12 protein-coding genes and 2 tRNA genes are annotated in these 13,622 nt (G+C 47.4%); 8 read left to right on the top strand and 6 right to left on the bottom strand.

Features of this window, described 5'->3' with window-relative positions; translation table 11 throughout:
• Positions 1–67: 67 nt before the first annotated feature.
• Positions 68–649 (top strand): hypothetical protein, encoded by a 582-nt coding sequence (locus B9N89_RS01670; RefSeq protein ID WP_132314545.1) that lies wholly within the window; start codon positions 68–70, stop codon positions 647–649.
• Here B9N89_RS01670 and queA read toward each other — a convergent pair.
• Together queA and B9N89_RS01660 are read right to left on the bottom strand one after the other, a co-directional pair.
• The gene (gene queA, locus B9N89_RS01665) at positions 639–1,733 is read right to left on the bottom strand and encodes a tRNA preQ1(34) S-adenosylmethionine ribosyltransferase-isomerase QueA (RefSeq protein WP_132314546.1); all 1,095 of its coding nucleotides are present in this window, start codon (positions 1,731–1,733) and stop codon (positions 639–641) included. The genes B9N89_RS01670 and queA overlap by 11 nt on opposite strands.
• Positions 1,727–3,841, bottom strand: a complete 2,115-nt coding sequence (locus B9N89_RS01660; RefSeq protein ID WP_132314547.1) for a hypothetical protein — start codon at positions 3,839–3,841, stop codon at positions 1,727–1,729. The genes queA and B9N89_RS01660 overlap by 7 nt, the downstream gene beginning before the upstream one ends.
• 188 nt (positions 3,842–4,029) lie before the next feature.
• Here B9N89_RS01660 and B9N89_RS01655 point away from each other — a divergent pair, with 188 nt between their 5' ends.
• The 4 genes from B9N89_RS01655 to B9N89_RS01640 are packed head-to-tail and all read left to right on the top strand — an operon-like array spanning position 4,030 to position 7,740.
• Complete coding sequence (locus B9N89_RS01655; RefSeq protein WP_132314548.1) at positions 4,030–4,821, top strand: segregation and condensation protein A; 792 nt, start codon at positions 4,030–4,032, stop codon at positions 4,819–4,821.
• Positions 4,822–4,839: 18 nt separating this feature from the next.
• Positions 4,840–6,087 (top strand): SMC-Scp complex subunit ScpB, encoded by a 1,248-nt coding sequence (gene scpB / locus B9N89_RS01650; protein WP_132314549.1) that lies wholly within the window; start codon positions 4,840–4,842, stop codon positions 6,085–6,087.
• Positions 5,996–6,748 carry a pseudouridine synthase gene (locus tag B9N89_RS01645; RefSeq protein ID WP_159455066.1) on the top strand — a complete coding sequence of 251 codons (753 nt, stop codon included), beginning with the start codon at positions 5,996–5,998 and terminating at the stop codon, positions 6,746–6,748. The genes scpB and B9N89_RS01645 overlap by 92 nt, the downstream gene beginning before the upstream one ends.
• An 8-nt stretch (positions 6,749–6,756) precedes the next feature.
• On the top strand, positions 6,757–7,740 hold the full coding sequence (locus B9N89_RS01640; protein WP_132314551.1) for a fumarylacetoacetate hydrolase family protein: 984 nt from the start codon (positions 6,757–6,759) through the stop codon (positions 7,738–7,740).
• Between the two features lie 14 nt (positions 7,741–7,754).
• Here the strand turns inward: B9N89_RS01640 and B9N89_RS01635 are convergent, their stop codons facing one another.
• The 3 genes from B9N89_RS01635 to B9N89_RS01625 all read right to left on the bottom strand — a co-directional run bounded on the left by B9N89_RS01635 (position 7,755) and on the right by B9N89_RS01625 (position 9,839).
• Positions 7,755–8,531, bottom strand: a complete 777-nt coding sequence (locus tag B9N89_RS01635; protein WP_132314552.1) for an SDR family NAD(P)-dependent oxidoreductase — start codon at positions 8,529–8,531, stop codon at positions 7,755–7,757.
• Positions 8,521–9,306 (bottom strand): R3H domain-containing nucleic acid-binding protein, encoded by a 786-nt coding sequence (locus B9N89_RS01630; RefSeq protein ID WP_132314553.1) that lies wholly within the window; start codon positions 9,304–9,306, stop codon positions 8,521–8,523. Before B9N89_RS01630 ends, B9N89_RS01635 begins: the two co-directional genes overlap by 11 nt.
• A 227-nt stretch (positions 9,307–9,533) precedes the next feature.
• Positions 9,534–9,839 (bottom strand): hypothetical protein, encoded by a 306-nt coding sequence (locus tag B9N89_RS01625; protein ID WP_143478091.1) that lies wholly within the window; start codon positions 9,837–9,839, stop codon positions 9,534–9,536.
• Positions 9,840–10,008: 169 nt separating this feature from the next.
• Between B9N89_RS01625 and B9N89_RS01620 the strand changes: the two genes are divergently transcribed.
• The 3 genes from B9N89_RS01620 (at position 10,009) to recN (ending at position 12,049) form a co-directional block, all read left to right on the top strand.
• Positions 10,009–10,084, top strand: a tRNA-Lys gene (locus tag B9N89_RS01620).
• 16 nt (positions 10,085–10,100) lie between these two features.
• A tRNA-Glu gene (locus B9N89_RS01615) sits at positions 10,101–10,178 on the top strand.
• Between the two features lie 110 nt (positions 10,179–10,288).
• Positions 10,289–12,049 carry a DNA repair protein RecN gene (gene recN / locus B9N89_RS01610; RefSeq protein ID WP_132314555.1) on the top strand — a complete coding sequence of 587 codons (1,761 nt, stop codon included), beginning with the start codon at positions 10,289–10,291 and terminating at the stop codon, positions 12,047–12,049.
• On the opposite strand, the gene B9N89_RS01605 is transcribed toward recN, so the two are convergent.
• Positions 12,043–13,581: a hypothetical protein gene (locus tag B9N89_RS01605; protein ID WP_132314556.1), complete on the bottom strand. Its 1,539-nt coding sequence runs from the start codon at positions 13,579–13,581 to the stop codon at positions 12,043–12,045. The two genes, recN and B9N89_RS01605, sit on opposite strands and share 7 nt — an antisense overlap.
• Between the last annotated feature and the right edge of the window lie 41 nt (positions 13,582–13,622).

Raw genomic sequence — 13,622 nt, 5'->3', positions numbered from 1 at the left:
TTCGTTAGAACAAAATTTGCCTAGTGACGCTTGTTATAATGAGAACAGACATTGTTTAGGGGGACTCATGGCTGAACAGTGGATGTCGATTGTAGAGTACGCTCGCACCTTTTCAATTTCAGATATGACTGTCAGGCGACGCATCAAAAATGGTAAATTGAATGCAGTGCTTCGTGATGGAAAATATTTTATTCAAGTTGATAGTCCCAATGTGGCAAAGCAAATGAGTGCTCCCACTCTGGATACATTTACAAGCCCTCCCTCTAATACACCTGATATAGCCCCATCGGCAAACCGTTCAAACAGTGTGCCGCGGCAGCCCATGCTTCATCATGAAAAGGGGGGAGCGGTGAATGCTGGGAACTGGTCGAAGCCTGAAAACCTTATTAAGTCACGGCATGAGGATCTCGATCACATGCTCGATCGGACTGATCAAGACCCTCATATGAAAGCTATGCTCGACTACTGTGAGCGATCAATCAACCGTATCAACTCGATTGAGCGTCATCTTGCTGAGTCATACCAACACAAGTTTGCCCGCCTAGAGTCTGAAAATAAACGCAAGGATATGGAAATCGCACAGCTCAAGCAGCAGGTTGAGGATCTCCAAATCCTGATTAAGATGTACGATCGTGAATCTAAAACATAAGTAGGCTAGAATCACCATAGCTGAAGAAACGGTACCTCTGCTCGATAGCATGCTGATAAATTCTTCTTACCTCATCATACCCGAACATTGCACTGATAAGCATGAGGAGTGTGCTTTCGGGTTGATGAAAGTTTGTCATGATCCCATCGATGAGGCCTGGGCGAAACCGGTCATTCTTAGTTTTAGGTCGAATAAACAGATTGGTTTGGTGCCACAGGTCCAGGTAGTTATCCCACGAATGGGTATCGCACCCTAAGCGGAAGAAAGACTCCAGGCATCGTAAGGACGTGGTGCCGACTGCAATCACTTTCCTATTTTCAGCGCGAGCCTTCTGAATTGCTTGAAAGCTAGCCGATGGCAGCATGTAAGTTTCAAAATGCATCTTGTGCTGGTCTATGTCTTCTGATTTTACAGGTAAAAAGGTGCCGGCCCCGACATGCAGGGTGATGTCGACAAACTCGATACCTTTGTCATTGACCATGGTTCGAATCAAGTCGTCTGTGAAGTGTAAGCCCGCTGTTGGCGCGGCGACACTGCCTTTCGGCTCTGCGTAAACGGTTTGGTAGCGAATAGCATCGGTGCTTTGCGGTGCTGTTTCCGCTTTTTCCCTCTTTATGTAGGGAGGCAGGGGTATGTAGCCGACCTTATCAATCCATGAATAAAATTCAGCCCAGCTCTTATCAAATGATACGATCAAGTAGGGTGAGTCTTCATCTTGAACTCGGTCTTCAATGTATGCGTTGCCTCCATTGAAGAATAGCTTTGAATCAGGTTTCATTTTCTTGAGGGGCTTGCCAAAAGCTTTCCATGTAGCATCCCCGTTCCCTGGTATGGGCTCAATCAGCATAAGTTCAACTTTGCCGCCGTGTTGGGTTTCACCGAGAAGTCTACTAGGAATGACACGACTGTTGTTTCTCACAAAGACGGCGTTTTCTGGAACATGCATTGCCAGGTTGCGGGTGACGCTATCGTTAATGGATTGGTCGCGATAGACCAATAGTTTCGAGTCGGTGCGATGGTCTGCAGGATACTGAGCGATCAATTCGTCAGGCAGATTATAGAAAAAGTCAGATCTTTTTAACATCGGTCGAGATCCTTTTGTGTTTCGAATAGAAATAATGGCTGTCCTTGGTGGTAGCCGCTCCAAGGATTGCGGTTGGCGGATCCAAGGCTATAGAAGGATTTCAAGTTTTGTTTCTCAGCTACGCCTTGAGGGACTCCCGTTCTAAGAAACGGTTGTTTGTTTATCCAAATCCAAAACGATTTTTCATCCTCTGGACGAATGAGAACCGTTGCCTGAGAAAACTGCTGGGGCAGGAGATAGGACTCAGGCTGCAATTGATCGTCGAAGACAAAGGTTTGGCTAATAGAGCCGTCAGCAAGCTGTTGAGCTGAAATACCTCTACTCCAAAGACTCCACAATGCTTGGCGACAGCCAATGATTTGGGCATCAGAGAGGACTGGCTTTTGTGAATGATCCCAATTGGTTAACTCTTTGTCGTCTTGCGCATCACGAAGCAATACAAAACGAATTCGGCTCGATAGGCATCCTAACTGAGCAAGGGCGAGCATGTCCCTCTTGGCGGAAGCTAGTTGCTGAGACTCCCCTACGTCCGTAATGATACTGGTACTAATAATCGTCCCAAAGCCTCTTACAGGAGCCTGGCTAGCGGAGCGTATGGTATCGATAGTTTCATCGCTGCCGAAGACAAGGATAGCGTCCCAATCTTCTTCGACCTCACCGATCTTAAACTCGTTGGGAAGCCAAGTGGTTGCACAGCCTTCTTGTTCTAGGAAATTTGCAAGAAGTGCATCCATTTTTGGATGGCCACGTCGCTGGCGGACCTTGACGTTTAAATTTAAGAGGTTGGCAACAATTAGAGGGTAGATGATCGCAACACCATGAGTTTGTGGAGGGATCAACAGCCATTGTTTGGGAAGCTTGCTATTCATACCGGCGGCGACAAGGGTTTGTTGCCAAGTTGCATCATCTTTTGGAATATCTGCAAGCAAGTCCTCAATGGCGGCTGAGGTAATCTGCTGGGAGCCAAGTTCTGCGTCCACCGCCTGATAGTATTCTTTTGATGCTATAAGTCTCTGAAGTCGATGGCCGAAGCCAGATTGGAGTCTCTCTTGCCAAGATTGGTCTGGTCGTATCCAGAGCCCTTGCTTTGCAGGAACCTCGGCATGAGGAATAACTAAGCTTTCGGCATTCAGTGAGCACCCTTTCAGCACACTTCCTGGAACTCGGCCTAAAAGGGCAAAGCTTCCATCGGAATTCAGCTTTACGAGATCTTGTGTCCGGATAGGGTATGGACAATCGATGCGAGCCTTGTCGTGTACCACCAAGGCACCAATGCCTTGATCTCCCAGTTCTCCATGACTATCTTGTATTTTACACTCCACCCATCTAGGGAATCGAAATAGTCTGATGTTCGAACCAGAGGCAGTGCTTTCATATGCTTGAGATGCCAGTTCACACATTCCATACTCACTGACAATTTGCTCGTCGGCGAGCGCAAACACCACTTTGATCATTTGGTGTAACTCGTTTCGGCTTACGGACCTAGACTTACCCTTGGTACCGCCGGTTTCTATAACGATGCTGCCTGGTGGCAAAGGCACTTTTAAGCCTTGATCGAAGGCATGAACAATGTGGAATCCGGTGGCGAAAACCCAACCGGCTTGGCTCCAGCCTAGAGGGCTTTGAATGTCACGAGAGACAGGGTTATGCTCGCCAATCCATTCAACCATCTGTGCAAGGCTAGAATCAGGCCATTCTTGGCTGGTAGGGATTAGGCTTAGGCCAGGAGCATGAACAGGATCCTCAAAGTATCTACTGAGTACCTGATAGAAATGAAGTACAGAGCTGCGGCGATAGATTTCTAACCCGTCTGGTGAGAATGACGAACGAGATCGTTGCTCTTGCGTGGTGCCGCTTGAAAGGAAGTAGCGCTCTTCGTGTGTAGGTTTCAGGGTTTCTGGATCGGTTTTGAATGCTTCAATAGGAACGAGTGCAGCTGATTCGCCGATGAGATTTAATTTGTCTTGGATCACTGAGGGAATCGCAATCGAAGTGTCTTCTGATTTATTCATACTATGAAAATATAGCGTAGATATGTCGTCCCAAAGCTTTGCTGCCAGCCTGGTTTGCCAAGGGAATGGGGCGGGGAATAGTGATTGGGCCTTCATTGCACTTTCCTTGTGTGATATCACAAATCGTACGTTTTTTACCTCGAGGTGCTGCCTAGCCTGGGTTTCGAACTATGGGCTTTCAATCGCAGCTATTTAGAGTAATCTTAAAGTGTCCCTGGACACCTCGAAAAAGATGTCAAAATAACGGTATATATAACGATCTTATGCCAAAGGCAAGCTAGTAAATGGCAGGACACTACTATCTCAAGTTGGACCAGTTCGAAGGCCCCCTCGATCTGCTACTTCATCTCATTAAGGTGAATGAAATCGATATCTTCAATATCGATATCTTTCTCTTAACGACTCAATATCTTCAGTATCTTAGAGCTATTCGTTACGACGATCTTAGTACTGCAGGAGAGTTTCTTGAGATGGCGGCAACCTTAGTCCACATCAAGACTAGAATGCTTCTCCCAAATACTGAAGGAGAAAATGGCGAAGACGAGCTTGAAGAGGAAGATCCTCGAAAGACTCTCCAAGAGAGGCTGATCGCTTACGAGCAGTTCAAAGGGGCCTCAGAGTTTTTAGGAGTTCGGCCTCGCTATGACCTAATTCTCAAAACATCCTATGAATCTGATCGATTAGCTCCGCAGTACGAACACATCGAAGCGCCTTTGGAAGGGGATTCAGCTTCACTTGTTATTCTTTACGAACAGATGTTAGCGAAGATGGCTGAACGCAAGCCGCCTGCGAAGGTTGAAGCTAAGATGCACATGGTCACCGTGGAACAGAAGATAGACGAGCTTTTGCACCTGATTGAAACGGTGAAGTTTGCATTGTTCCAAGGATTCTATAAAAAATTCAAGTCCCGCTATGAACTTGTGGTCTATATTCTAGCCGCGTTGGAGCTTTCGAAAGGCGGTAAAATAAGGATTTTGCAGCAGGATATCAATGGCCCTCTTTGGTTGTATCGCAGCGACTTTGATCGAGAGCAGCTTCCCATCGGTGCAGCATCGGAAACCTCGCAGTCAAGCTAAGCGAAAAAGGAGCACTGTGTGACAGAGAAGAAAGATGATCAAGAAAAGCAAGCCCCGATTCAAGAGTCTGAAGCAGATGAGTTTGAATTTGAAAGCGACGAAACTGAGCTTGATGGAGATGACTCAGAGCCGGATGAGGCTGAAGAAGCCTTAGCTTTTGCAATCGAGGATCACCCTGAGAGCGAAGTGATCGGCGAAGAAGACGACGATGAGGTAGACCATAGCTTTGAAGACCTTGATGATGAAGATAGCGAGGCTGAATCCGTAGCTCCTACTGATGATCCTATTAGTATCTTCGAGGATGATGATGAGGAACCGAAGCCCATTGCAAGCCATCAGCAGACGATGGACCCTGCTGGGTTAAATTTTGACGAGGAACTCACCTTAGAGGGACAAGTTGAGGCCGTAATCTTCGCTAGCGCGAAACCCCTTAAAATTCAGGATATTCTTGATATTGTTCAAGATGAAGATCAGAACTTGAAGCCGAAAGACATCGAGTCGGTCGTATCACAATTACAGAAGCTCTATGATGAACGATCTGGTGGCTTTACTCTGGTTCACGAAGCAGGCATTGGTTATCAATTTCAAACGGTAGTCGCAGCAAGCTATTTGATGGAAAAAATGTTTTCCTCAAGGCCTCGCCCCTTGTCGCGGGCCGCGCTTGAAACTCTTTCTATCATTGCCTATCGCCAGCCCGCGACGCGAGCAGAGATCGAATATATTCGGGGAGTTGACGCGGGCAGCATCATTAAAAACCTGATGGAGCGTGACCTGATTTCGTGCGTTGGGAGGAAAGAGGATGCTGGGCGACCTATGTTGTTTGGGACAACGGCTGAGTTTTTAAAGGTTTTCCGGATCGAGAGTCTTGATCAACTCCCGCCTCTCGCCTCGTTTCAACCGCCGGCAGAAACCGCCGAAGCGTCGCAAAAAGAGCCAGAAGATGCTGTTGATGTTGAGGGGTTCGTCGGTGATGACACACTTGAAGCCCCAGAAGTGTCTGAGGGCCTTGAGTCAGAGCCTGAAGACCATGAGCTAGAAGAAGAAGCTAGACCTTCAGAGTCAGAAGAACTAGATAGTGAAGACTCGTTTGAAGTGGACTTCGGCAGCGAAGAGCAGGATGTCATGCGGCCAGGCGCCGAGCATGGCCAAAATGAGCAAATTATGGAAGAAGATGATGGAACCCTTAAGAATACAGAAGTGGATATCTCAACTGGGCCTAGCATCCCGTCGCGAAGCGGAGAAGTGGATTCAGGAGGGGAGAGTTAGCATCAATGGACAGATTGTCCGTGAGCTAGGAACAAAAATAGACCCACAGCAAGATGAGCTGGCCATTGACGGCAAGCCGGTGGAGTCCAAGACACCTCCACTCGTTTACTGGATGCTAAACAAGCCAGACTTTTATTTAACGAGTCATAAGGGCGATGGTGGCAAGGATACGGTCTTCGATCTTCCTGTTTTAAAAAATGTTCCCTTTAAGCTGAATACCGTCGGCCGGCTTGACTATCGAACCGAAGGCTTGTTGTTGCTTTCAAACGATGGGGCGTTCATTCACCACCTGACACATCCCAAGTACAAGATGCCACGCCATTACTATGCTCTTGTGAATCAGAAGCTTAGCAAAGACCAAGAGGCTGAGATCAAAAAAGGGATCACACTCGATGACGGAAAGACGGGGCTTGTCGACATTCGTCATGCCCAGCGTATGAACCTTGGAAAGAGTCAGGGTAGCTGGTACTATCTCACGGTTCATGAGGGTCGCAACCGGCTGGTTCGACGGATATTTGAGCATTTTGATATCAAAGTTGTTCGCCTCATTCGCTTTGGCTTTGGCGATCTGAGACTCCCCGAAGATTTGAAGCCGGGTGAATACCGACAGTTAAGTTCGGAAGAGATTGCCAAGCTAAAGAAAGAGTCGCAGCAAATCTAGGAGGTCATATGAAACTAGGAACTGTCAAAAATGGAACTCGCGATGGTCAACTCGCGGTGATTTCAAAGTCAGGTGAAAGCTATACAACAGTCACAGATATTGCACCGACTCTACAATTTGCCTTAGATCATTGGGATCAAAAAGCTCCTCAGCTCGAAGCCATCTATCGTGATCTTAACGAAGGCAAGATATCTGGGCAGGAGGTTGAGCTTGCCAAGTTCATGGCTCCCCTTCCAAGAGCCTATGAGTGGATCGACGGTTCAGCCTACATCAATCATATAGTATTAGTTCGCAAGGCACGTGGTGCCAAGCCTCCCGAGACTCTAGAAACAGATCCGCTCGTCTATCAGGGTGGTTCAGGGGTTTTGCTGGGACCAACTGATGATATCAAGCTTGCCAACCCTGAATGGGGTTGTGACTTCGAGTCTGAAGTTTGTGTAGTTTTGGGAGATACTCCTCAGGGCGTGAAGCCTGAAGTGGCATCCAAGTATGTTAAGTTAATTGGGATTGTTAATGATGTATCACTCCGTAATCTGATCCCTGGTGAGCTGGCTAAGAACTTTGGTTTCTTTAACTCTAAGCCAGCCTCAGCTTTTGCACCTTTTTTCGTGACTCCCGATGAGCTGGGAGATGCTTGGCGAGAGGGGCGCGTTCATTTGCCACTCATCACTCATTACAAAGGTGAAAAGTACGGTGACCCAGATGCCGGTCCAGAAATGCACTTTTCTTTTTTCGACCTCGTCAGCCATATCACAAAAACGAGATCCTATACTGCGGGAACTATTTTAGGTAGCGGCACGGTCTCGAATGAGGATCGTGCCCGTGGCTCATCTTGTTTGGCAGAAAAGCGAATGATTGAAAAGATCGATGATGGGGAAATTAGAACCCCGTTTATGGTTGCTGGCGATACGATTCGCATTGAAATGCTCGATAAGAATGGGGCTTCGATCTTTGGAGCTATTGATCAAAAAGTGGTAGAGGGTTCCAACTGAATTGCAGAGGCCTCTCAGGCCTCTAATCCACTTCGATCGACCTTGTAAACAGTGGCTTGCTCCCGCGGCATGATAATCATATCGTCGATGTTGACGTGAGCGGGCCGCGAAGCGATAAAGCCAATACACTCAGCGATATCTTCAGCTGTGAGTGGTTGAAAGCCTTCATAAACTTTCTTAGCTGCATCTTCATCTCCTAGTCTTACCAATGAAAACTCTGTTTCCACCATACCAGGATCTACAGATGACACACGTATCTTGGTGCCGCTGAGTTCTAGCTTCAAAGTTTGATAGATTGCTTTGACGCTGTGCTTACTTGCGCAGTACGGACCACCACCTTCATAAACCTGATGGCCTGAGATTGAGCCAACAAAAATCAAGTGACCGCGCTGAGCCTGCTTCATCTTTGGAATAAACGCGCGGCAAACCCGTAGAACGCCCATCACATTTGTATCAAGAATGGTTTGCCAGTCTGAAATCTTGCCGTCGGCAATGTGATCGGTCCCTAAAACCAAGCCAGCATTGTTCACTAGGATGTCGGGGCTACCTAAGTCGGAGTTAACAGCATCGTAAAACTCGGTGACAGAACTGTCTTGCTGAACATCCAATGGCAGAACTGCAACACTTTCGGCTCCCAAATCGAGTAGCTGGCTGCGTAGGGCCTGGAGCCGTTCTATACGGCGTGCGCCGAGAGCAATCCGGCAGCCTTCTTGGGCAAAATACTGAGCTGTGGCTGAGCCGATGCCTGCAGACGCCCCGGTGATGCAGACAGACTTACCTTTAAGCTTCATTGGCTTCGTCCTTGCCTCGTTTGACAACCACCGATCGGTCGTTGCCTTCACCAGATGATATCGATTCAAAGCCTTGGGAAATTGCGTGCTTGTGTTGGAGGCGACGATAGAAACTGTTGGTCGGACTGAGCTTCACTTCGTTCAAGTTGGGGTCCTTTTTCAGCTTTTTCACCGCATTGTTCACATCGAGTAGCGCGCTTTTTTCTTTTTGCTCTGACGAGCCACGGCGATCACCTCCACCTTGGCCTCGTTTTTGGTTGCCTCGTGAGTTGCCCTTACGATTGCCGCCTTGGTTACCGCCACGTTCGTTTCGGTCGCGATTCGCTCCGGTGCGGGCGCGGTTACGAAACGAAGGTGCATATTTGCCAATTGGTGGCCGGCTGCCTATTTCCCAGGTTTTTTCTTCCTTTTCACCGTAGGCCCATTGGAGATAAGCCAACGTTTGCTTGGAGAACCCAGGGATGCTCTTTTTTAGAACCTTTTCAATCAAATTCCAAAGTTCATGGTTGGGGCGGGCTTCGTTGTAAACAAGGACTTCGTGGGTATTATCGTTTGCAACAAGGGTGCGTAAATCGAGCCCAATAAAGACCACACCAGGAATGATGCCGTTAATGTTGCTCAGATTGAGAGTATTTTCAGTGATGAGATAATTAAATGTTTCGGTATACCATTTGAGGCAGGCCTGCATTTGTTCTTCGAGGGTGCCTAGGTTGGCGAGTTTACCTGTTTCTCCTTCGAAGTACTCAACTAAGGCTGGCCAACGTTCTGAACCCAATGATCTATGAGGCGTAGCCTTGCAGGTTTGCTCAAATTCAAAACAAGAATACAGAAAATAATCAAGTTTTACCGAATTGGACCGTTTATTTGGACTTTGCGTGTTAATGGCTTGCCTCGACGTAAATGAGTTTGTGTGACGCGATTCGTGTACTCTTATTATATTCCATCAGGGGGCTGAGAAGAAGAATTCTTAGGCCTCCCCCAAGTTTGGGTGGAGGGGTGAGCCTAGACTCGAATGCGTCTGGCTAGGCTTAGTACTCTTGAACTGGCTTGGGAAAGCTCTTCAACTTCAGTCCACTGCTGCCCTTCTCGCTGCATTGTATACGCCATTAATTCATGATCACCTTCAAAGGCGTCAATGATGATGGCAATGGCGGCTTTCTGGTCGTTGGTTTTCAGAAGGTCCTTCGCTTTATTAAGGTCTACGATAGCTTCATGCTCGCCCTGTCCCTCTAGCAAGAGACAAAGTTTGTCGATTGCTTGCATAAGAGATTTCGCAGTTTCGTTTCGATCTCGTTTAATGACTGTCATATGTAGAACTAAACCTTTAAGGAGAGTTTAGGGTGGATACGGAATTCGAGAACTCGATAGTAAAAGAAGACGTATCAAAAATCAATTCTTACCCGCATATTTTTTTATAAAAAAACGTTGACATCAAAAGGGCTCGCCTGTACATACTTTAATCCCACGGAGATGAGACGGGCTCTTAGCTCAGCTGGTAGAGCAGCACACTTTTAATGTGCGGGTCGATGGTTCGAATCCATCAGGGCTCACCATCCCGTGGGGAAAAATGTCCCTATCGTCTAGCCTGGCCCAGGACACCGCCCTTTCACGGCGGCGACGCGGGTTCAAATCCCGCTGGGGACGCCACCCTCTCTTCACTTGTCTTTATTCCCTACAATCGATAAAAAGTCACTTGTTTTGTAATAGATTCCTTGTATTTTCTAGTGTCGTATACCGTCTCTTATCCGGGGTTTTTGATGCTGCATAGTATCTATATTCGAGGTCTCGCTGTAATTGATGAGCTCAGTATCGAGTTCTCATCCCAACTAAATGTGATCACTGGTGAAACTGGTGCCGGTAAGTCTATTCTGATCAAGGCCCTTAGTTTGATTCTTGGTGGCAAGGGGAGCCCTGATGTGGTTCGCAAGGGGATGGATCAAGCCGTTGTGTCGGCTGTATTCCAGCTACCGGCAGATCATCAGGCTTTCGAGCAACTGACAGCATCCGGGCTCCCGATGCCATCGGAAGAGTCGGACCTTATTCTCAGGCGACAGATTAGCACCAAGGGGCGAAGTCAGGCATGGATTAACGATGTGCCGGTTACCTTATCGATCTTAAAATCTGTCGGTATTCATCTCATTGATGTCTTCGGCCAGCATGATAACCACAAGTTGCTTGACCCACAGTACCACAGTCACTACCTCGACCAATTTCTCAGCCAAAACGAGATTGTGAAGCGCTATCAGAAAGACTACCAAAGACTCTCAGCCGATGTTCGAAACCTACGAAAAGCCATAGAACACTATCAGACGAAACTGCGAGACAGAGATTACATCGAGTTTCGGAAGGCGGAGCTCGATCAATTAGATCCCACCACCGAGAACTACTATGAATCGCGTGATTTTTTAGTCAACTCAAAGGCTGGAATCGCGCAGCATGAAGCCTTGCGTTGTGTAGAAGACATTATGGACCGTGGTTTTCAAGGAAAAATGCTGGCAGAAGCGTTTCAAGAAATCATTCGTCATCTGCAAAAATTTTCAGACGACCACTTTCTCTTGGAGCAGGCGCACAACATTGAGGAGCAGCTCAATCAGTACAGTTTTGAAGTAGGCAAAGAAATTGGCAAAACTGATGTCAACGAGCGCGATATCGAGTTAGCGAAAGATCGATTGAATCGCTACCATGAACTGTTTCATAAGCTCAATGTCCGCGATATCGAAGGCCTGATGGCAAACTACGAGCAGCTCTGCAGCGAGCTTGATTTCCTTGACAGTGGAGCTAGCGAAATCAATCAAAACTTGAAGTTGATTGCACAGCAGGCTGAGTCATTGCAAAAATTGGGGACGCGCCTTTCTCAGTATCGTCAGAAAGCCTTTCAAAGAATCCATCGTCAAATTAAACAGGAGCTTACTCAGCTTAACATGAAAGGGGCTGAGCTGACTTTGCAAATGCTGCCTTGGGAGTACAAAAGCCCCAGTCTTGATGCATCCTGGTTCACAGATGAGCAGAGGGAGCTTTGGGCTATGGTACAAGATGTCATGAGTCAGTGCGGCCCGGACGGTATGGAGCGTGTGCAGTTTCTCCTGCAGTCTAACCCAGGTGACGAACCAAAGCCTCTATCGAAGATCGCCTCAGGGGGAGAAATATCTAGGATCATGCTTGGAATTAAAAAGGTTCTGTCTGAAGGTGCTCATACCTGCGTGATGGTCTTTGATGAAATCGATACGGGTATTTCCGGTCAAACAGCGAATATTGTAGGGGCGAAGCTGTCAGAAATATCGAAGCGCTTTCAAGTTATCTGCATCTCTCACCTGCCTCAGGTGGCGGTGTATGGCGATTGCCACTTCAAAGTTTCTAAGTCTATTGTGAAGGGGCGGGCTGAATCTAAGATTAGTCGGATGAACCGCGAGCAATGCCTCGAAGAAGTGGCCCGGCTTCTTTCTTCCGGAGAGATTACGAAGTCGAGTCTTCAGAACGCTCGGGACTTGTTTAAGGTAAGTCAACGGGGACTTCACTGAAACTCAATGGGAATAATGGTTTGGCTTAGGTGCTTATGTTTGCTGGATTCGGTTGGCTGTGGTCGATCGTCACGGCGAGCTTGGGCTTTTCTGATTTTCTTAAGTCTTTTCTCGGAAACGTATACCTTATAAGAAACCTCTGGGATTTTACCTTGTTCAATGAAAATCGAACGTCGTACCCGGCGTCGCTCGTAGTCCTGCGAGTACAAGGAAATATACTGATCTAAAAAGTACTTACCTTCGACAAGAGGTACGGTGATCTCGCGATCCAGAGGCAAGTCAAGGGTATGGCCGATCATCGGCAAACCCGCTGCTTCAATCCTCGCAAGGTCTGTGTATTGACTCGCTCGATAAAAATGCTTTGGAGTCAGTTTAATGAGACCGATTTTCAAGCGAAAATCTGTTCTATCATCTTTCAACTGATAGCGAATATCCCGTGAGCCTTGGATGCTAACCCAGACATTGGTTTCGAAAAATAAGATAGGCACATCAGCGATGCCCTCGGTGAAAGCATAGGGTTTCTCTCCTTCGTAGAGAAATATCTCTCGCCTGCCGAGACAGTTCCAATCCCAAGGCGGGCAGTCACTCTCTACCGTCACGGAGCGGGCTTTCTTTTCTACGAGTTGATTGGCAACGAAGTCCACTTCAACCGATGTGATAGAGCTATTCAGTTTTAAAGTTCCTTTGCCTGGCAGAACGGGATAAGTCTCGTTAAGGTCAAGCCAGTGATGCTCATTGAGAGCGACATAGAGTGGTGTTCCAAGGATATTTGACGATAAGTCGATATTGAGGTCATGACTGGTCGAGACTCGAACAAAGCCTGGGTCGATTCGCAAGCTTTCCCCTTGTTTGAGAGTGACCTCCCGACGAGTTCCATTTACCTCTACAATATATCGACCAGGGAGTAAGTAGAGCCAGTGGCCAAATTCCTGGTTTTCCGTGACTGAAATCAAGTTGTCAGCTGGCGACACAAAGTAGAGTGTTTTAGGCTTCATGCCGTCGAAGCCATTGAGCTGAATCGCCGAAAGATCGTAGGAGAGCTCTTTTGGTTGTTTGGGCTGTTCCATGATCTTAAAGTCAATCCGCAAGGGGACCATTCCCACAAGTAAGTCTCGTTTGCCATGAAGGATGTTCAGTTGGTAGCGGTTCCGGATATTCTGTCGAGACTTGGTTTTAGAAAAGCGATCGCACTGAACCGAAAATTTATCGTCGGGCTGAGTCTCGTGAGGAGGAACGAACTTAACGGAGTGCGCGGTGAGTTCATGCGTGTCGTTATGACTAATGTTAACCATTTTATGAGAACAGTCAGCTAAGATGAGATAGGTGCCAACGAGGAGCTCGGTTGGTTGGTTGAAGGAACCAATCTCTTCGGCCACAAATTGAAGGGGAGCTTCGCCAGCAACACGATAAATTTCGTAGGTCCCACCCGTAGGTGCCTTGACGAGAAGCAGGCCAGTAGGTTTTTTTTCCTCACATGAGCTACTCAGGACTCCACTCAAAAGAAATGAAAATAGGAGCCAAAGCGACTTCATGTCAACATATCCCTTCTTGTGTTCTAACCAGAAGCAACCAG

Source organism: Pseudobacteriovorax antillogorgiicola, from assembly GCF_900177345.1.
GTDB lineage: Bacteria > Bdellovibrionota_B > Oligoflexia > Oligoflexales > Oligoflexaceae > Pseudobacteriovorax > Pseudobacteriovorax antillogorgiicola.
Note: the sequence above shows the minus strand (reverse complement) of the source record. Positions and strands in the feature narration are given on the sequence as shown.

What these genes read in the sequence shown, in the direction of transcription:
- B9N89_RS01670 (WP_132314545.1), top strand. Translation starts at nt 68, where the DNA reads ATGGCTGAACAGTGGATGTCGATTGTAGAGTACGCTCGCACCTTTTCA.
- queA (WP_132314546.1), bottom strand. Translation starts at nt 1,733, where the DNA reads ATGTTAAAAAGATCTGACTTTTTCTATAATCTGCCTGACGAATTGATC.
- B9N89_RS01660 (WP_132314547.1), bottom strand. Translation starts at nt 3,841, where the DNA reads ATGAAGGCCCAATCACTATTCCCCGCCCCATTCCCTTGGCAAACCAGG.
- B9N89_RS01655 (WP_132314548.1), top strand. Translation starts at nt 4,030, where the DNA reads ATGGCAGGACACTACTATCTCAAGTTGGACCAGTTCGAAGGCCCCCTC.
- B9N89_RS01645 (WP_159455066.1), top strand. Translation starts at nt 5,996, where the DNA reads ATGGAACCCTTAAGAATACAGAAGTGGATATCTCAACTGGGCCTAGCA.
- B9N89_RS01640 (WP_132314551.1), top strand. Translation starts at nt 6,757, where the DNA reads ATGAAACTAGGAACTGTCAAAAATGGAACTCGCGATGGTCAACTCGCG.
- B9N89_RS01635 (WP_132314552.1), bottom strand. Translation starts at nt 8,531, where the DNA reads ATGAAGCTTAAAGGTAAGTCTGTCTGCATCACCGGGGCGTCTGCAGGC.
- B9N89_RS01625 (WP_143478091.1), bottom strand. Translation starts at nt 9,839, where the DNA reads ATGACAGTCATTAAACGAGATCGAAACGAAACTGCGAAATCTCTTATG.
- recN (WP_132314555.1), top strand. Translation starts at nt 10,289, where the DNA reads ATGCTGCATAGTATCTATATTCGAGGTCTCGCTGTAATTGATGAGCTC.
- B9N89_RS01605 (WP_132314556.1), bottom strand. Translation starts at nt 13,581, where the DNA reads ATGAAGTCGCTTTGGCTCCTATTTTCATTTCTTTTGAGTGGAGTCCTG.